We start from the raw sequence: 15,987 nt of genomic DNA, 5'->3' as shown, positions 1-15,987 counted from the left end.
CTGAGTGAGCGTGCAGACCGCAGGTGGCCCCAAAGGCGACACAGTGCCCAGGAACATCGCCACCGCCATACACCGTGGCCATGTCCGCCCCCACCCGGCCGTCTCTACCCTTGCCCGCATGACCCCTCATCCCGACCCCCAGGCCGGCGCAGCCGTGAAGGCCGCAGACCGTGCGCATGTGTTCCACTCCTGGTCCGCCCAGGGCCTGATCGACCCGCTCGCCGTCGCCGCTGCCGAGGGCTCGTACTTCTGGGACTACGACGGGAACCGCTACCTCGACTTCACCAGCGGTCTCGTCTACACCAACATCGGCTACCAGCACCCCAAGGTCGTCGCCGCGATCCAAGAGCAGGCCGGCAGGCTCGCCACCTTCGCGCCCGCGTTCGCCGTCGAGGCTCGTTCCGAGGCCGCACGCCTCATCGCCGAGCGGACCCCGGGCGACCTCGACAAGATCTTCTTCACCAACGGCGGCGCCGAGGCCGTCGAGAACGCCATCCGGATGGCCCGTCTGCACACGGGCCGCCCGAAGGTCCTGAGTGCCTACCGCTCGTACCACGGCGGTACCGCGACCGCGATCAACCTCACCGGGGATCCGCGCCGCTGGGCCTCCGACAACGGCACATCGGGTGTCGTGCGCTTCTGGGCGCCGTTCCTCTACCGCTCGCCGTTCTACTCCGAGACCGAGGAGCAGGAGTGCGCCCGCGCGCTCCAGCACCTCGAGGACACGATCGCCTTCGAGGGCCCTGCGACGATCGCCGCGATCATCCTGGAGACGATCCCGGGGACCGCGGGCATCATGACCCCGCCGCCCGGCTATCTCGCCGGCGTACGCGAGATCTGCGACCGGTACGGGATCGTCTTCGTGCTCGACGAGGTCATGGCCGGGTTCGGGCGCACCGGCGAGTGGTTCGCCGCCGACCACTTCGGCGTCGTACCCGACCTGCTGACCTTCGCCAAGGGCGTCAACTCGGGCTACGTGCCGCTCGGCGGTGTCGCTATCTCCGCCGAGATCGCCGCGACCTTCGAGACCCGCCCCTACCCGGGCGGTCTCACCTACTCCGGGCACCCGCTCGCCTGCGCCGCCGCCGTCGCCACGATCAACGTGATGGCGGAGGAGAAGGTCGTCGAGCAGGCCGCGCACATCGGCGAGACCGTCCTCGGCCCGGGTCTGCGCGACCTCGCCGAGCGGCACCCGAGCGTCGGCGAGGTGCGCGGTACGGGTGTCTTCTGGGCACTCGATCTCGTACGCAACAAGGAGACGCGCGAGCCGCTGGTGCCGTACAACGCGACCGGTGCCGCGAACGCCCCGATGGCCGCCTTCGCGGCGGCCTGCAAGGCGCATGGCCTGTGGCCGTTCGTGAACATGAACCGTACGCACGCGGTGCCGCCGTGCAATGTGAGCGAGGCGGAGGCGAAGGAGGGCCTGGCGGCTCTGGACTCCGCGCTCGCGGTGGCGGACGAGCACACCGTCTGAGCCACGGTCCGCCGAAGGCGCCGCACCGGAATCCGGTGCGGCGCCTTCGTGCGTGGCGAGCTCTCGCCGAAGCCGTTTCGAAGGGTGCATGACACCTGATCGCGTGAAAGCACGGCCCCGAAAAACAGCGAAACGTTACCGCTCGGATACGTTCCGTGACGTGCACATCCGCTCGCATCTGCGCTCAGAGAGGTCCGCACATGGCAGCCATCACCAAGGTCGAAGCGTACGTCTACACAGCTGAGGACGAGGAGGGCGGGACCGACTCGTACGTCTATCTCGGCCTGGGCGGGCGAGAGTTCGCGCTCGACACCTCCGCCGACGACTTCCAGAAGGGCGCGACCCAGACCTTCGTCCTCGGCCAGGACGGCAACGTACTCAACGAGAAGACCAACGACCCGCGCCGCCCGCAGCTCGACACCAGCGATCTGCATCTGTTCCCGGTGTATCTGCGGATCGAGCCGACCGGCAGCGAGCCCGACTGGTGCGTGGAGCGGGCCACCGTCACGGTCAACCCCGGCCAGGACAGCCTCGCCAAGTACGACTACCTGTCCCTCGCGGGCACCGAGGCGCACCAGAAGATCTGGCTCGGCACGAGCCACGGCAAGCTCCTGCACCTCAAGCGGATCTGAACCACCAGAAAGAGGTCTGACATGCGACGCGTCCTCAACCGGCTGGTCCTCGTCCTCGGCCTGCTCGCGGCACTGCTGGGCGGGGCGACCGCCACCGCCACCACGGCGAGCGCGGCCGACCCCGCGTACCGGATTCTCAACAACGCCACCGGCGGCAGCCTGCTGCCCGCGGGCTACGGCAACAACCACAACGACGGCATCTACATGTACGCCTGGAACCCCGCCTACACCTACGGCGGCGATCAGTGGACCTTCGAGAACGCCGGGGGCTACTACCTCATCCGCAACACCAAGACCGGCAAGTGCCTCAAGCCGGGGGGCGCGTACGGAGCCAAGACGTACGTGACCCAGGGCACGTGCAACAACACCTACGAGTTCCAGTGGTTGTTGAACCAGAGGTTCGACGGCCAGTACAAGATCACCTCTCGTTCCGCGAATCAGGTGATGGCGCCGTACTACGGCAACGTGCTGAATGAAGTCGTCGTCCTGGAGCCCAACAGCGACATCGCAAAGGTCTGGTGGTCCATCAACCCGATCTGACCCGGATGCCGTTCGGCGGGGTCAGCCGGCGACCGTGAGGACGATCTTCCCGGTCGTACGGCCGGCCTCGCCGAGCTCGTGCGCCTTCGCCGCCTGTTCCAGGGGCAGCACCGTGTCGATCTCGACGCGCAGCGTGCCCGCCTCGATCAGCGCGGCGATCTCCTTAAGGCCTCCGTTGTCGGGTTCCACGATGGTGAACCCGGCACGGAGGCCCTGCTGTTCGGCCACGGCAGCCAGCGGCGCCTCCGCGGGTGAGGCGATCGAGACGACGATGCCGCCGGGGCGCAGGGTCTTCAGCGAGCGCGGACCGTAGTCGCCACCGATCGTGTCGAGTACGACGTCGATGTCGCGGGCGGCGGTGACGAAGTCGGCCGTCGTGTAGTCGATAACCTCGTCGGCGCCGATGCGGCGTACGAAGTCGTGCTTGCGCCCGCTCGCCGTACCGATGACATACGCGCCGCGGGCCTTGGCGATCTGTACGGCGAGATGGCCGACGCCGCCCGCCGCCGCGTGGACGAGAACCCGCTGACCTGGGCGTACGTCCGCGGTGTCCACCAGCGACTGCCAGGCGGTGAGCGCGGCGATCGGCAGGGCCGCGGCCTCCACATGGGAGATCCCGGCGGGCTTGCGGGCGAGATGGCGGGCCGGGGAGGTCATGAACTCGGCGTACGCGCCTGCCGGTTCGGGCAGCCGCGGCATGCCGAACACCTCGTCGCCGGGCCGGTACATCGTCACACCCAGGCCGACCTCCTCGACCACGCCGGACACGTCCCAGCCGAGCGGGACGGGCCGTCCCTCGTTCAGCAGGCCGCCGGTCGTGCGGTGCCACCAGTCGGTCGGGTTGACGCCGGCCGCGTGGACGCGGACCAGGACCTCCGAGGGCCCGGGGACGGGGCGGTCGATCTCGACGATCTTCAGTACTTCGGGTCCGCCGAGGGTGTCCTGGCCGATGGCGCGCATGGTCGCACTTCCTTCTGTGGGTGTCTCCTGCTGTGTACGGACAACCCTGCGGGAGCCGGTCTGCCTCTTCGAGTGGCCAGATGGCCACAGTGTGCAAGGATCTGGCCATGCATCGTGTCGTCGTACTTGCCCTCGAAGGCGTCTATCCCTTCGAAATGAGCATCCCCGTCCGGATCTTCGACACCGCGGAAGGAGCCGGCGGCGAACGGCTCTACGAGGTGATCACGTGCAGCCTCGACGGCGGTCCCGTCCGCACCAGCGCCGACTTCTCCGTCACCGTCGCGCACGCCGTCGATGTCCTCGCGACCGCGGACACCCTGGTCGTCCCGCCCTTCGCCTGCGGCCCCGACGAGGAGCGCAACTGGCTGCCCGAGCCGCTAGCCGAAGCCTTCGCCCGGCTGCGGCCCGGCACCCGCATCGTGTCGATCTGCACCGCCTCGTACGTCCTCGCCTCCGCGGGTCTGCTGGACGGCCGCCCGGCGACGACGCACTGGAACGAGGCCGAGGCGTTCCAGCGGATGTTCCCCGAGGTCAAGGTCGATCCGTGCGTGCTGTTCGTCGACGACGGCGATGTGCTCACGGCGGCGGGCGTCGCCGCGGGGGTCGACCTGTGCCTGCATCTCGTACGCCGCGACCACGGCAGCGAGGTCGCCAACCGGGTGGCGCGGCTGTGCGTCGTACCGCCGTGGCGTGACGGCGGCCAGGCGCAGTACATCGAACGCCCCGTCCCCGAGCCCACCGAGGCGACCACGTCCGCGACCCGCTCTTGGGCGCTCGCCCGGCTCGGACGGCCTCTCACGCTCGCGGAGTTGGCGGCGCACGCGCGGATGAGCGTGCGGACCTTCTCCCGGCGGTTCCGGGACGAGGTGGGGATGACGCCCGGGCAGTGGTTGACGCAACAGCGCGTCGAGCATGCGCGGCGCCTCCTTGAGACGACGGACTGGCCGGTGGACCGGGTGGCGGGCGAGGCGGGCTTCGGCACGGCGGCGAGCCTGCGGCAGCACATGGGGGCGGCGGTGGGGGTGTCGCCGATGGCGTACCGCCAGACGTTCCGCGCGGGATTCAGCCCGTCCGGCGTTTGAGGACACGCGACCGAAGGTCGCATACGGAGTCCGGGGCCGAGCCCCGGTTGCGGGAAGGGGCGGGTAGGGGAACAGCCCCGCCGCAGGCGGTCAGGCCCGCGCCCGCTCAACCTCCAAGAACCGCCGCTTCCGCGGCCCCCGGTACATCAGCGCCTCCCACCCCAGCGCGGCCAGCGCCGACGCGCACTCCGCCAGCCGAGACTCCTCCTCCCGCGCCGCCCCACCCCCCGGCGGCCCAAGCCAGTCCACGCACACCATCCCCGCGCTGTCCGCTGCGCGTACGCGATAACCCGTCGCCGTCCGTGCGCCCGACGCGTCCACGGCGGAGGGCGGCTGGCCCGCGGCCTCCAGGACGAGCGCGACCGCGCGCACCATCTGCTTGAGCTCCCACGCCGCGGGCGCGGTGTTCGTGACACGACGGATCTGGAGCAGGCCGTCCAGGGCGGCCCGCACTTCCGCGGCCCGTAGCTCCGCGGCCCTTGGCGAGACGTCGGCCACAGGCCCGTCACCAGTCGCAGCCTCGAAGACGTCTGTCATGTCAGAATCCCCTGTCCGCACCCGGTTCGTGACGTCTGGCCTATCGTGTCCGGGACCCCGGCGAAGGAGAAGGCCACGATGCAGGGCAACGGCAGCAGTACCGCTGTCACCCGCAACACCCTGCGGCAACAGATCGCGGACGCGCTGCGTGATGAAGTCCTGGCCGGGCGTCTGCAGCCCGGACAGGAATTCACCGTCAAGCAGATCGCCGAGCAGTACGGCGTTTCCGCGACGCCCGTCCGGGAAGCCCTCGTCGACCTCTCGGCCCAGGGGCTGCTCGACTCCGACCAGCACCGGGGCTTCAAGGTCCACGAGTTCTCGGTCGACGACTACCGCGGCATGGTCGAGGCGCGTGCCCTGGTCGTGGACGGTGTCCTGCACCATGCACAGAAGCGCGGCATCACCGGGGTGCACGGCAAGGCGCTGGTGTCCGTACGCCGCCGGGCCGAGGAGGCCGCCCGCGCGGCCCGCGCCGGGGACCTCGACATTCTCATCGGCTACGACCTGCGCTTCTGGCGCGAGCTCGGCGCACTCGTGGCCAACCGCTACATTTGCGACTTCCTGCACCGGCTGCGCGTCCAGACCTGGGTGTTCGCCGTGCCGCATCTGCGCGGTCTGGGCGGCGACGAGGAGCTGCGGCAATGGCTGTGGAGCGGACACGAAGAGCTGGTGGACGCCGTCACGGTCGGCGACGCCGATGGTGTGCGCGCGGTCATCGGCGCGTACAACGAGCATGCGCTCGCCTGGGCGGATCGGCTGGAACAGTGAGCGTGGACCTGAGCGTCGTCGTCCCGGCGTACAACGAGGAGGGGAGACTGCGCCCCACTCTTGACGCGATCTGCGCCCATCTGCGCGCGGAGCCCGGCCGCTGGGGCGAGTGGGAACTGATCGTCGTCGACGACGGCTCCACCGACGCCACCGCCAGGATCGCCAAGGAGGCCGCGGCCGAGGAGCCGCGCATCCAGCTCATCAGCGGTGACGGCAACCGCGGCAAGGGCAGCGCCCTGCGCCAGGGAGTGCTCGCCTCGTACGGCCGGCGCGTCCTGATCACGGACGCCGACCTCGCGACGCCCATCGAGGAGTTGGACCGCCTCGACAAGCAGCTCGCGGCCGAGGACAGCGCGGCGGCGATCGGCTCGCGCGCGCACCCCGACTCGCACATCGAGGTGCACCAGCGGCGGATGCGCGAATGGCTCGGCCGGATGGGCAACCGCCTCATACGCGCCGTCGCCGTGCCCGGCATTCATGACACCCAGTGCGGCTTCAAGCTCTTCCACGGGGACAAGGCGCGCGCTGCCTTCGCCGACTCGCGGCTCGACGGGTGGGGCATCGACGTCGAGATACTGCTCTTCTTCCGGCGCGAGGGCTGGCCCGTGACGGAGGTCCCGGTGCGCTGGTCGCACCAGGCGGGCTCCAAGGTCAGACCGCTGGACTACGGCAAGGTGCTGCTGGAGCTGGTCCGGCTGCGGGCCCGGGCCGTACGCCGAGTGGACCTGGCCGTCGTCGGGCTCTTCGTCCTCGCATCCGTACTGCTCTACAAGAATCTGTGGACCGACCTCGACCGGGGCTACCTCGCCGACTCGGGCCAGGACCAGAACCAGTGGGAGTGGTTCTTCGCGGTCACCGCCGACAACGTCGCGCAGCTGCGAAATCCCCTCTTCACGACGCTCCAGGGGTTCCCGGACGGCGTGAACCTGATGGCGAACACCGTCATGCTCGGGCTCTCCGTCCCCCTCGCGCCCGTCACGCTGCTGTTCGGCCCGACCGTCACCTGGGCGCTGGTGCTCACGCTCGGGCTCGCGGCCACCGCGAGCGCCTGGTACTGGCTGATCGCCCGGCGGCTGGTGACCCATCGCTGGGCGGCCGCGCTCGGCGCGGCCTTCGCCGCCTTCGCGCCACCGATGATCTCGCACGGCAACGCGCACCCCAACTTCCTTGTGCTGTTCATGATTCCGGTGATCATCGACCGGGCACTGCGGCTGTGCGAGGGGCGCAATGTCGTACGCGACGGGGTGCTGCTCGGCCTGTTCGCGACGTATCAGATCTTCCTCGGCGAGGAGCCGCTGCTGCTCGCGTCGATGGGCATGCTGCTCTTCGCGCTCTCGTACGCACTCGCGCGCCGTGATGTCGCACGGGCGGCCTGGCGGCCGCTGCTGCGCGGGGCGGCCGTCGCGGCCGCCGTCTGTCTGCCGCTGATCGCCTTCCCGCTGGGCTGGCAGTTCCTCGGCCCGCAGAGCTACAAGAGCGTGCTGCACGGCGACAACGCGGGCAACAGCCCGCTCGCCTTCCTGGAGTTCGCGGGCCGTTCGCTCGCGGGCTCCGACGAGGGCGCCGACCCGCTCGCGATGAACCGCACCGAGCAGAACGCCTTCTACGGCTGGCCGCTGATCGCCCTCGCGGCGGCGATCGTGGTGCGGCTGTGGCGGCTCGCGCTGGTCAAGGCGCTTGCCTTTACGGGGCTTGTGGCGGCGTTCCTCTCGCTCGGCCCGGAGTTCCGCATCCCGTACACGGACATCGTGCTGACCGGTCCGTGGCGTGCGCTGGCCCATCAGCCGCTCTTCGAGTCGGTCATCGAGTCGCGGGTGGCGCTGATCTGCGCGCCGGTGCTCGGCGTCCTGATCGCGCTCGCAGCCGACCGGCTGGTGGCGTCCAGGGAACGGGTGAACCAGGTGGTGGGCCTGGCTGCGGTCGCGGCGGCGCTGCTGCCGGTGCTGCCGACGCCGTATCCGGTGCGGGAGCGGTCGCAGGTCCCGGAGTTCATCACACAGGGCATGTACCGCTCGTACCTCTCCGAGGGCGAGTCGGTGGTCACGGTGCCGCTGCCCAACCCCGGCAGCGCGGAGGCCCTGCACTGGCAGTCGGCGACCGGCCTCGGCTTCCGGATCGCGGGCGGCTACTTCAACGGGCCGTGGGGGCCGGACCACATCGGCATCTACGGCGCGACGCCCCGGCACACGTCGAACCTCTTCAACGATGTGCGCACCAGCGGGCGCGTGCCCGAGATCGGCCCGAACTGGCAGGCACAGGCGCGCTACGACCTGGCGGCGTGGAAGGCGGGCGTGGTGGTGCTGGAGCCGCAGTACAACGACGTGGCCCTGTATGCGACGGTGGAGAAACTGCTCGGGCGACCGGGGAAGCGTGTGGGCGGCGTGTGGGTATGGGATGTGCGGAACCCGAAGGCTTCCGTTCGGACAGACAGTTGACCGGCACCCTTCGCCGAACGTATCCGTGGCACTACGCTGTCCTCCCCCCGACCGTGCCCGACCCGCGACCGCGACCGACCTCGTGACCGATCCTGTGTCCCAACCGCTGCCCGACCCAATGCCCGACCCGCTGCCCGACCCTGTGCCCGATCCCCTGGAGAGCGAGCCTTCCCTTGGCCTGTGACCTGTGGCTGGTCCCCCTTGTCGACGTGCTGTGCCACAGCCCCGACAATCCCTTCGCCGAAGAGATCGCCGCCTACGACAAGGCACTGACCGACGCCGGTCTGCCGACCGTCCCCGTCTTCGCGTACATGCCGGGCCTGTCCGGCGACGTGGCCCCGGTCGCGGGCTTCGACTACGACGCACTGCACTTCCTGCGGCGCGCGTATCTGCTGCAGCTGTGCGGGCTCGCGGTGACGCCGGTGGACGAACTGGGCGGTGACTACGAGCAGTTGCTGGAGATGTTCGAGGCGACGGCGCAGCAGTCACATCTGGTGTGGCACTACGACCACGCGGGTGCGTACGTCCCCGTCGACTTCGCATCGCCGCTGTTCAACGACGAACTGCTGGCCGGGGGCGGGCCGTTGGGCTCCACACAGGGTCTGCTGCGGGAGCTGGAGTTCGTCGCGCAGTCGATCGGTATCGACCCGGCGAACCCGCCGGAGGCGCCGCAGCCGCCGGACCGGCCGACGTCTCTGGAGGAGCCGGCGGGGCCGATTCCGTACGACGAGAGCCCGTTCGCGCGGGAGCGGCATGTATGGCTGGGGCTTCATGCGGCGGCGACCCGCAGCCTCGGCCAGGGCTCAATGATCATTTTCAGCTGACGCACATCCTGCGCACATCCGTTGAATGCGCGGTCTTAAGCTGCGGGACATCTCGGCCCGGTAGGACCGGTGCATGTCACAGACGAGTACCCCGGCGCCGGGGGAGATCGCAGAAGAAGCGCTCCCCCGGCCGACGCGCTTCGCGGACGTCAAGGGCTGGTTCTGGCCCGTGGACCAGCTGCTCTTCGACTGGTTCCTGTCCTATCAGCGGGACACGGATCCGGACGGGCGGGGGGATCTGCTCGAGCTCGGCGCGTACCTGGGCAAGAGTGCGATCTTCACGGCCGACTATCTGCGGGAAGGGGAGGCGTTCACGGTCTGCGACCTGTGGGACTCGCCGGCGCCGGACGACTCCAACAGCGCGGAGATGGACCGGTCGTACTCGACCCTGACGAGGCGGGGGTTCGAGGCGAACTATCTGTCGTTCCACGACGAACTGCCCACGATGGTGCAGGCCCCGACCTCCGTGATCACCTCCCGGGTGAGCGCCGGGAGCTGCCGCTTCGTGCATGTCGACGCCTCGCACCTGTACGAGCACGTGCACGGCGACATCGAGGCGGCGAAGGACCTGCTGCAGCCGGAGGGCATCGTGTCCTTCGACGACTTCCGCGCGGAACACTGCCCCGGGGTCTCGGCGGCGGTGTGGGGCGCGGTGGCGACGTCGGCCCTGAAGCCGATCGTGATCACGGGCACGAAGCTGTACGGCACGTGGGGCGACCCGGCGCCGACGCGGGAGGCGCTGCTGACGTGGCTCGAGTCGCGTAAGGACCTGTGGCACGGGGTGGAGGAGGTGGCGGGCCTGCCGCTGATCCGCATCAAGGGCAACAAGGCGGAGGCGCCGGCGCACCCGAAGTCCCGCCACAAGCCGGAGCCGGTGCGCGAGCCCGTACGGCCCGCGCCCGCGTCCCCCGCTGCCCCTGCCCGGAACCGCCGCCCGTCCCGCACCCGCCGCCTGGCGAAGGACCTGCTGCCCCCGATCCTGACGAGAGCGCTGAGGCCACGCCGCTGACCCTGCCCTGCGGCTCCGCCCCAGACCCCGCTCCTCAATCGCCGGACGGGCTGCATGTCGACCCGTCCGCCGCGAAGCTGCCGGGTCCATGGCCGGGGTTGCGCGGCGGCGCGAAGCTGCCTGGTCCTCGGCCGGGGTTGCCGGTTGCCGGTCGGCGGTCGGCGTCGGCCCGTCCGCCGCGAAGCTGCCTGGACCTCGGCGGCGGGCAGCGAGTCGGCGCGAAGCTGCCTGGACCTCGGCGGGGATTGCCTGGCCGCGCGAAGCTGCCTGGCCCTCGGCCGGGGTTGCTCGGCGGCGCGAAGCTGCCGCTTCCCGGGGGCCGGGGCCCCGCCCCGGACCTCTTCCCCGCAGGGGGCCCGGGGGGTACCCCCGGTTTAGGGAAGGGGCGGGGTGGGGGACAACTCAGCGCGGCGCCTCCGGCGGTCGCTGCCGCGGCATGTTCGGCCGTGCCCCCGGCGGCAACGGCACCCGTCCCGACCCGTGCACCTCCGGCCCCCGGCCGGACCCCGCACCCGGCGACTGGATCACCAGCGGCGCCGGGCTCGAGCCGAATTCCACCATCCAGTCCGCCGTCTCCGACCGCACCAGCTCCGAGACGTCCTCCGTGAACCTCCGCAGCACCCCCAGGCACCTCTCCGCGGCCTCGCTCGCCGTGCCCTCCGTCGGGCCCAGCACCTCCCGTACGCACTCCGAGGCCCAGTCGAACTGCAGCCCCTGCAGCCTCCGCTGCACCGCCTGCGCCGTCGCGACGTTCCTTATCCAGCCCGACGTCAGCCCGAAGTACCGGTCGCAGGCCAGACACGCAGCGCCCAGCAGCAGCGAGATGTACCCCCATCCCGCCGCCCCGTCCCGTACGCCCGTCACGTCGAGGAGGGGGAGCGCCGCCCCGGCGATCACGCCCAGGGCCGTGCCGACGCGCAGCACCCGCGCCGCCCGCCGTTTCCAGACGCGGTCGGCCAGGTACCACTGCGCCGTACGCAGCGCGCCCCCCTCGACCCACCTGTACAGCTCGTCGAGGCGCTCTGCCGGTTCTCCCCAGTCGCCGAGCGGAAACGGCCTCCCGGCCAGGTCACCGCGCGGCGCCTCGCCGCGCTCGCCCCGGGCCGGCCCCCCGGGCTGCATCTCCGGCTGGCTCACCGGTGCACTCCTCTACGACGTGGAACGAGGTGATACGAGGTAACACTGCGTGACATACGGTGCGCGCGAGCATCGCGTGCATTCTGATGCGCATGCCCTTCCTACCGCCGAATGGTGGGCTGTGCGCCAGAAATCCCGGTATTTCCGCCCGCAAGAGGTCCTTGATCAGGTAGGGGTGTCCCGCCCCACTCACTCGAAAGAGTTGGTCACCGCAGGGTGGGGCGAGCCGCCCGGCAAGCACGTAGGCTCGGCTTACCGAACAATCGTCGTCGAAATGCCAGGAGTGACCGTGATTCCCGGTGGTGGCCAGCCCAATATGCAGCAGCTCCTCCAGCAGGCGCAGAAAATGCAGCAGGATCTCGCGCAGGCCCAGGAAGAGCTGGCACAGACCGAGGTCGACGGCCAGGCGGGCGGCGGCCTGGTGAAGGCCACCGTCACCGGCTCCGGCGAGCTGCGCTCCCTCGTCATCGACCCCAAGGCCGTCGACCCCGAGGACACCGAGACTCTCGCGGATCTCGTCGTCGCCGCCGTCCAGGCCGCGAACGAGAACGCGCAGCAGCTCCAGCAGCAGAAGCTCGGCCCGCTCGCCCAGGGTCTTGGCGGCATGCCGGGCCTGCCCTTCTAAGGCGCAGAGCGACCAACTACCGTAAGCACCACAGCACTCCACGAGAGGCGTTCCGTTGTACGAAGGCGTGGTTCAGGACCTCATCGACGAACTGGGCAGGCTGCCCGGCGTCGGTCCCAAGAGCGCCCAGCGGATCGCCTTCCACATCCTCCAGGCCGAGCCGACCGACGTACGCCGGCTCGCTCACGCCCTCCTCGAGGTGAAGGACAAGGTCCGCTTCTGCGCGGTGTGCGGCAATGTCGCGCAGCAGGAGCAGTGCAACATCTGCCGTGACCCGCGCCGTGACCTGTCGGTCATCTGCGTGGTGGAGGAGCCGAAGGACGTCGTCGCGATCGAGCGGACCCGGGAATTCCGGGGCCGCTACCACGTGCTCGGCGGGGCCATCAGCCCCATCGAGGGCGTCGGCCCCGACGACCTGCGGATCCGTGAGCTGCTGGCCCGCCTCGCGGACGGCACGATCACCGAGTTGATCATCGCCACGGACCCCAATCTGGAGGGCGAAGCCACCGCCACGTACCTGGCGCGCATGATCAAGCCGATGGGCCTGAAGGTCACAAGGCTGGCCAGCGGTCTGCCCGTGGGGGGAGACTTGGAATACGCCGACGAGGTCACGCTGGGGCGTGCCTTCGAGGGGAGACGACTTCTCGATGTCTGACGCCAATCTGCACGCCGTCAATCAGGACCCGGACAGCTTCGCGGTCCAGATCGCCGACTCGATCGAGTCCTTCATCGTCGCGACCACGGAAGTGGCGAAGGGCGACGAGCCCGACAGCGCGGTGCCGTTCCTTCTGCTGGAGATCTCTCAACTCCTGCTGACGGGCGGCCGGTTGGGCGCGCACGAGGACATCATCCCGGACGAGCGGTACGAACCGGACACGGGCCCCGACGTGGACGTGGACGACCTGCGCGAGCGCTTCGCCGTGCTGCTCGACCCGGTGGACGTCTTCTCCGAGGTCTTCGACCCGTACGAGCCGCGGAAGGCCCCGGTCGCCTCACGGATCTCCGACAACCTCGCGGACATCGTCACCGACCTGCGCCACGGCCTGGCCCACTACCGGGCGGGCCGCATCAGCGAGGCGCTGTGGTGGTGGCAGTTCTCGTACTTCTCCAACTGGGGCCCGACCGCCTCCGCGACCCTGCGCGCGCTGCAGTCGCTGGTCGCCCATGTCCGTCTCGACCAGCCGCTGCAGGAGCTGGAAGGCCTGGACACGGACGAGGACCTCACCGAGGACGCGCTGGCCGAGGAGGCCGGCAAGGTGATGGCGGAGGAGATCGCGGGCCCGCTCGGCCTGCGCAGGGTCACCTGAGCGGACTCCGCTGACGGCTCTCTGCTAGTTTCCGGCCACTGTCGGAAAAGGGGCTGGGGAGCGTACGCGGTGAGAAGACGTACAGGGGTGGGGCTCGCGGCGGTCGCGGCCGGTCTGCTGATGGCCGCGTGCTCCCCCGACACGGTGCAGACGGCTCCCGAGCCGAAGGCGACACCCTCCGTGGCCCTCTCGCCCAAGGCGTCCCCGTCAGTCTCTCCGTCCCCCTCTGTCTCGCCGTCGGCGTCGGTGTCGCAGACCCCGTCCGAGGCTCCGTCCCGTACCTCTGCCGCACCTTCCGTCCGCCCGGCCAGGCCGACCGTCCTGACCATGTACGCCTCGACCGCGGCCGGTCGCCTGGACCTGGTGCGCGGTGGCGCCGCCCGGGAGTTCACGGTCACCGTGTCCAACGGCAACACCCGTGCGTACAGCGCTCTGAGCGTCGTCTTCCAGATGGAGATGATGGTGGCCGACGAGGGTTCGACCCCGCCCCGGAACGGCTTCGTCCTGGAGCGCCGCGACCCGGCGACCGGCGCCTGGCGACCGGTCGAGCTGCGGGTCGCCAACGACGTCCAGCCGCACTCGCTGTTCAGCGGCGGCACCCCGCTGGCCAAGGACATGCGCCGGACCGAGCACTTCCGCATCCGGGCCGGGGAGCGCGGCCGGGCGGGTTCCACGCCGCTGATGATCCGCCTGATCGACACCGCGGCCCCCGAGAACGCGAGCGAGGAGCGGGGCGTCCCGGCGCGTACGTCGCTGATGGTCACCGCGCGCGGGAAGTGACCGAGGGGGGCCAGGGTCAGCCGAGGACGGTTGCGAAGGCCAACGCCACCCGCTCGATCCAGTCGATGGCGTCACTCGTCTCGGCCTCGGTGATCGGGCGGCGCTTGCCCAGCTCTCCGTCCTCCGGTAGGGCGCCGCTGATCACCTGGGCATTCCTGCGCGCAGGCCACGGCGGGCTGTGTGCAGGCCGACGTCAGCGAGCAGGAAACAAGCTCGTCGGCGGCAGATCTAAGCGAGAGCCGAGAGCAGGGCCGGCGGGTCGACGAAGGGCGCGGTGGGCGTCGGTTCGGAGTACCAGCGCAGGGGCCAGGTGTTTCCACCCAGCGCCGGGATCCCGATGTACGCGACCGTGCGACTGCCCGCGATGCCGAACCGCTGCACGCCCAGCGGCCAGGCGTGCTCCAGCGCGGTGCCCGGTGGCAGCAGAAAGTACATCCACCGGAATCCGGTCGCCTCACAGACGACGGGCCCGGCGTCCCCGTCGGCGGCGGCGATGAGGCGGGCAGCGGTTTGCTCGCCGCGGACGCCACATGCTGCATGAGCGGCAGGCGATCACTCTGTGGTGGTACGAACCCACGTTGATCCCTGGCCTGTTACAGACGGATGCGTACGCGCGGAAGCTGATCGGCAACTTCACGCCCCCGTTGGACGAAGAGACGGTCGAGGAGCGGGTTGTGGCGAGACTGGAGCGCCAGGATCTCTTGACCCGCAAGCCGCCGGCGGCATGCAGTTTTGTGCTGTACGAGGCCGTGTTGCGTGTGCCGCACGCGGACAAGGAGCAGCTGCTCAGGCTCCTGGAGATGGGTCGGCGGAACAACGTTGCGATACAGGTACTGCCGTATGAGCGGGCCATCACTGCTGCCCTCATGGGTCCGATGGTCTTTCTGGAGACCGGCGACCATGAACGGCTCGCCTATTCGGAAGGACAGGCGGTGAGCCAACTGACCTCCGATCCAGAGGTCGTCAGTTCGTACACGGAGCGACTTAGCATGATCCGCGCGGAGGCCTTCAGCCCCGCTGAGTCGGCCCGGTTCGTCGAGCGGATGGTGGAAGAGCTATGAGCGAGCAGCTGAAGTGGTTCAAGTCCAGCTACAGCGACGGCGAGGGTGGCGCCTGCGTCGAGGTCGCCGCCTGCCCCACGACCATCCACGTTCGGGACTCGAAACTCACGGCGAGCGCTGAACTGACCCTCCCCGCCGCCGCCTGGGCCGCATTCATCGCCGACCTCGCAGGTCGGCCCGGAGCTTGAGCCTCGGGCCCCGAGCCCTCTTTTCAAGGAATGGGTGGGTTGAATTGAACCCACCCGCCCACCCCCGTAGGCGAGTTGATGCCACATCACCCGCACAGGTGACATTGTGTGATCAGCTTGCATCAGAACGTAAAGACGTCCTACGTTCGCGGCAATGAAACGGCCCCGGCCGGTGCTAGCAACACCGGGTCGGGGCCTCACCTACGGATCGAAAGCGACTCGATCGTGGCTTGCTCACACCCTAGCCGTGCCCTGCCCGCGCCCGCCCACCCCATGGCCAATCCAGGCTACGGAAAGCGCCTCACGGATGACGAAAACCCGCGCGGAGAGGCGGACTTCGCACATCTGCCCAGCCGTGCGGCGGAACTCGCCTCGCTCATCGACCGCCTGCCCGAGGGCTCCGCGATGGGCTACAAGGCCCTCGCCGCCACACACCCCGTCTACGGCCAACAGGCCTGCCGCAGCGCCCTCAGGGAGCTCACGGACGCCGGACACCTGCGGCTGGTCAAGGAGCACCTGACGCTGGAGGACTCCTCGATGCGCTGGGTGACGAGGACGTACTGGTCCCGTATCCGCAGGTCGGACGTGTGGTGGGCGGAGTTCGTCCGCCGCGTGCACGGGATCGACG

At 70.0% G+C, this 15,987-nt stretch carries 19 protein-coding genes and 1 pseudogene; 15 read left to right on the top strand and 5 right to left on the bottom strand.

The features are described 5' to 3' along the window. Nucleotides 1–118: 118 nt before the first annotated feature. The 3 genes from ABZS64_RS03980 (at nt 119) to ABZS64_RS03970 (ending at nt 2,646) form a co-directional block, all read left to right on the top strand. Complete coding sequence (locus ABZS64_RS03980; protein ID WP_355822831.1) at nt 119–1,474, top strand: aspartate aminotransferase family protein; 1,356 nt, start codon at nt 119–121, stop codon at nt 1,472–1,474. 200 nt (nt 1,475–1,674) lie between these two features. Continuing rightward, complete coding sequence (locus ABZS64_RS03975; protein WP_355822830.1) at nt 1,675–2,106, top strand: hypothetical protein; 432 nt, start codon at nt 1,675–1,677, stop codon at nt 2,104–2,106. 21 nt (nt 2,107–2,127) lie between these two features. Further along, on the top strand, nt 2,128–2,646 hold the full coding sequence (locus ABZS64_RS03970) for an RICIN domain-containing protein (RefSeq protein ID WP_355822828.1): 519 nt from the start codon (nt 2,128–2,130) through the stop codon (nt 2,644–2,646). Nucleotides 2,647–2,667: 21 nt separating this feature from the next. On the opposite strand, the gene ABZS64_RS03965 is transcribed toward ABZS64_RS03970, so the two are convergent. Beyond that, the gene (locus tag ABZS64_RS03965; protein WP_355822826.1) at nt 2,668–3,606 is read right to left on the bottom strand and encodes an NADP-dependent oxidoreductase; all 939 of its coding nucleotides are present in this window, start codon (nt 3,604–3,606) and stop codon (nt 2,668–2,670) included. 107 nt (nt 3,607–3,713) lie between these two features. Here ABZS64_RS03965 and ABZS64_RS03960 point away from each other — a divergent pair, with 107 nt between their 5' ends. Further along, nucleotides 3,714–4,688, top strand: coding sequence for a helix-turn-helix domain-containing protein (locus tag ABZS64_RS03960; RefSeq protein WP_355822824.1), 975 nt, complete (start codon nt 3,714–3,716; stop codon nt 4,686–4,688). A 90-nt stretch (nt 4,689–4,778) separates the two neighbouring features. Here the strand turns inward: ABZS64_RS03960 and ABZS64_RS03955 are convergent, their stop codons facing one another. Then, a complete protein-coding gene (locus ABZS64_RS03955) occupies nt 4,779–5,225 on the bottom strand; it encodes a hypothetical protein (protein ID WP_355822822.1) in 447 nt (148 codons plus the stop codon). A 78-nt stretch (nt 5,226–5,303) separates the two neighbouring features. Between ABZS64_RS03955 and ABZS64_RS03950 the strand changes: the two genes are divergently transcribed. From ABZS64_RS03950 to ABZS64_RS03935, 4 genes are all read left to right on the top strand, one after another. Next, nucleotides 5,304–5,993 (top strand): GntR family transcriptional regulator, encoded by a 690-nt coding sequence (locus tag ABZS64_RS03950; protein ID WP_355822820.1) that lies wholly within the window; start codon nt 5,304–5,306, stop codon nt 5,991–5,993. Beyond that, a complete protein-coding gene (locus ABZS64_RS03945) occupies nt 5,990–8,428 on the top strand; it encodes a dolichyl-phosphate beta-glucosyltransferase (RefSeq protein ID WP_355822818.1) in 2,439 nt (812 codons plus the stop codon). Before ABZS64_RS03950 ends, ABZS64_RS03945 begins: the two co-directional genes overlap by 4 nt. A gap of 173 nt (nt 8,429–8,601) precedes the next feature. Continuing rightward, complete coding sequence (locus tag ABZS64_RS03940; protein WP_355822816.1) at nt 8,602–9,252, top strand: hypothetical protein; 651 nt, start codon at nt 8,602–8,604, stop codon at nt 9,250–9,252. 73 nt (nt 9,253–9,325) lie between these two features. Then, nucleotides 9,326–10,261 (top strand): class I SAM-dependent methyltransferase, encoded by a 936-nt coding sequence (locus ABZS64_RS03935; RefSeq protein WP_355822814.1) that lies wholly within the window; start codon nt 9,326–9,328, stop codon nt 10,259–10,261. Nucleotides 10,262–10,663: 402 nt separating this feature from the next. Here ABZS64_RS03935 and ABZS64_RS03930 read toward each other — a convergent pair whose 3' ends face one another. Next, a complete protein-coding gene (locus tag ABZS64_RS03930) occupies nt 10,664–11,398 on the bottom strand; it encodes an SLATT domain-containing protein (protein ID WP_355822813.1) in 735 nt (244 codons plus the stop codon). 289 nt (nt 11,399–11,687) lie between these two features. Here ABZS64_RS03930 and ABZS64_RS03925 point away from each other — a divergent pair, with 289 nt between their 5' ends. The 4 genes from ABZS64_RS03925 to ABZS64_RS03910 all read left to right on the top strand — a co-directional run bounded on the left by ABZS64_RS03925 (nt 11,688) and on the right by ABZS64_RS03910 (nt 14,110). Further along, on the top strand, nt 11,688–12,023 hold the full coding sequence (locus tag ABZS64_RS03925; RefSeq protein ID WP_326655319.1) for a YbaB/EbfC family nucleoid-associated protein: 336 nt from the start codon (nt 11,688–11,690) through the stop codon (nt 12,021–12,023). 55 nt (nt 12,024–12,078) lie between these two features. After that, nucleotides 12,079–12,678 carry a recombination mediator RecR gene (gene recR / locus ABZS64_RS03920; RefSeq protein ID WP_324982933.1) on the top strand — a complete coding sequence of 200 codons (600 nt, stop codon included), beginning with the start codon at nt 12,079–12,081 and terminating at the stop codon, nt 12,676–12,678. Further along, entirely contained in the window at nt 12,671–13,330 is a 660-nt protein-coding gene (locus tag ABZS64_RS03915) for a DUF5063 domain-containing protein (protein WP_355822811.1), read from the top strand. The genes recR and ABZS64_RS03915 overlap by 8 nt, the downstream gene beginning before the upstream one ends. A gap of 69 nt (nt 13,331–13,399) precedes the next feature. Beyond that, a complete protein-coding gene (locus ABZS64_RS03910) occupies nt 13,400–14,110 on the top strand; it encodes a hypothetical protein (RefSeq protein WP_355822809.1) in 711 nt (236 codons plus the stop codon). Between the two features lie 16 nt (nt 14,111–14,126). On the opposite strand, the gene ABZS64_RS03905 is transcribed toward ABZS64_RS03910, so the two are convergent. Together ABZS64_RS03905 and ABZS64_RS03900 are read right to left on the bottom strand one after the other, a co-directional pair. Continuing rightward, complete coding sequence (locus tag ABZS64_RS03905) at nt 14,127–14,255, bottom strand: hypothetical protein (RefSeq protein WP_355822807.1); 129 nt, start codon at nt 14,253–14,255, stop codon at nt 14,127–14,129. Between the two features lie 83 nt (nt 14,256–14,338). Then, nucleotides 14,339–14,545 (bottom strand): hypothetical protein, encoded by a 207-nt coding sequence (locus ABZS64_RS03900; RefSeq protein ID WP_355822805.1) that lies wholly within the window; start codon nt 14,543–14,545, stop codon nt 14,339–14,341. 95 nt (nt 14,546–14,640) lie between these two features. On the opposite strand from ABZS64_RS03900, the gene ABZS64_RS03895 reads away from it, so the two are divergent. The 3 genes and pseudogenes from ABZS64_RS03895 to ABZS64_RS03885 form a co-directional block, all read left to right on the top strand. Next, nucleotides 14,641–15,171: a DUF5753 domain-containing protein gene (locus ABZS64_RS03895; RefSeq protein ID WP_355822803.1), complete on the top strand. Its 531-nt coding sequence runs from the start codon at nt 14,641–14,643 to the stop codon at nt 15,169–15,171. Beyond that, a complete protein-coding gene (locus tag ABZS64_RS03890) occupies nt 15,168–15,359 on the top strand; it encodes a DUF397 domain-containing protein (protein ID WP_355822801.1) in 192 nt (63 codons plus the stop codon). The genes ABZS64_RS03895 and ABZS64_RS03890 overlap by 4 nt, the downstream gene beginning before the upstream one ends. 273 nt (nt 15,360–15,632) lie before the next feature. Beyond that, nucleotides 15,633–15,987, top strand: a pseudogene (locus ABZS64_RS03885) (hypothetical protein); the annotation flags it as partial.

Origin of the sequence: Streptomyces sp. NPDC005408 (genome assembly GCF_040606445.1) — a bacterium.
In the GTDB taxonomy this organism is placed as follows: domain Bacteria; phylum Actinomycetota; class Actinomycetes; order Streptomycetales; family Streptomycetaceae; genus Streptomyces.
This window is presented reverse-complemented; position numbering and strand designations above follow the sequence as displayed.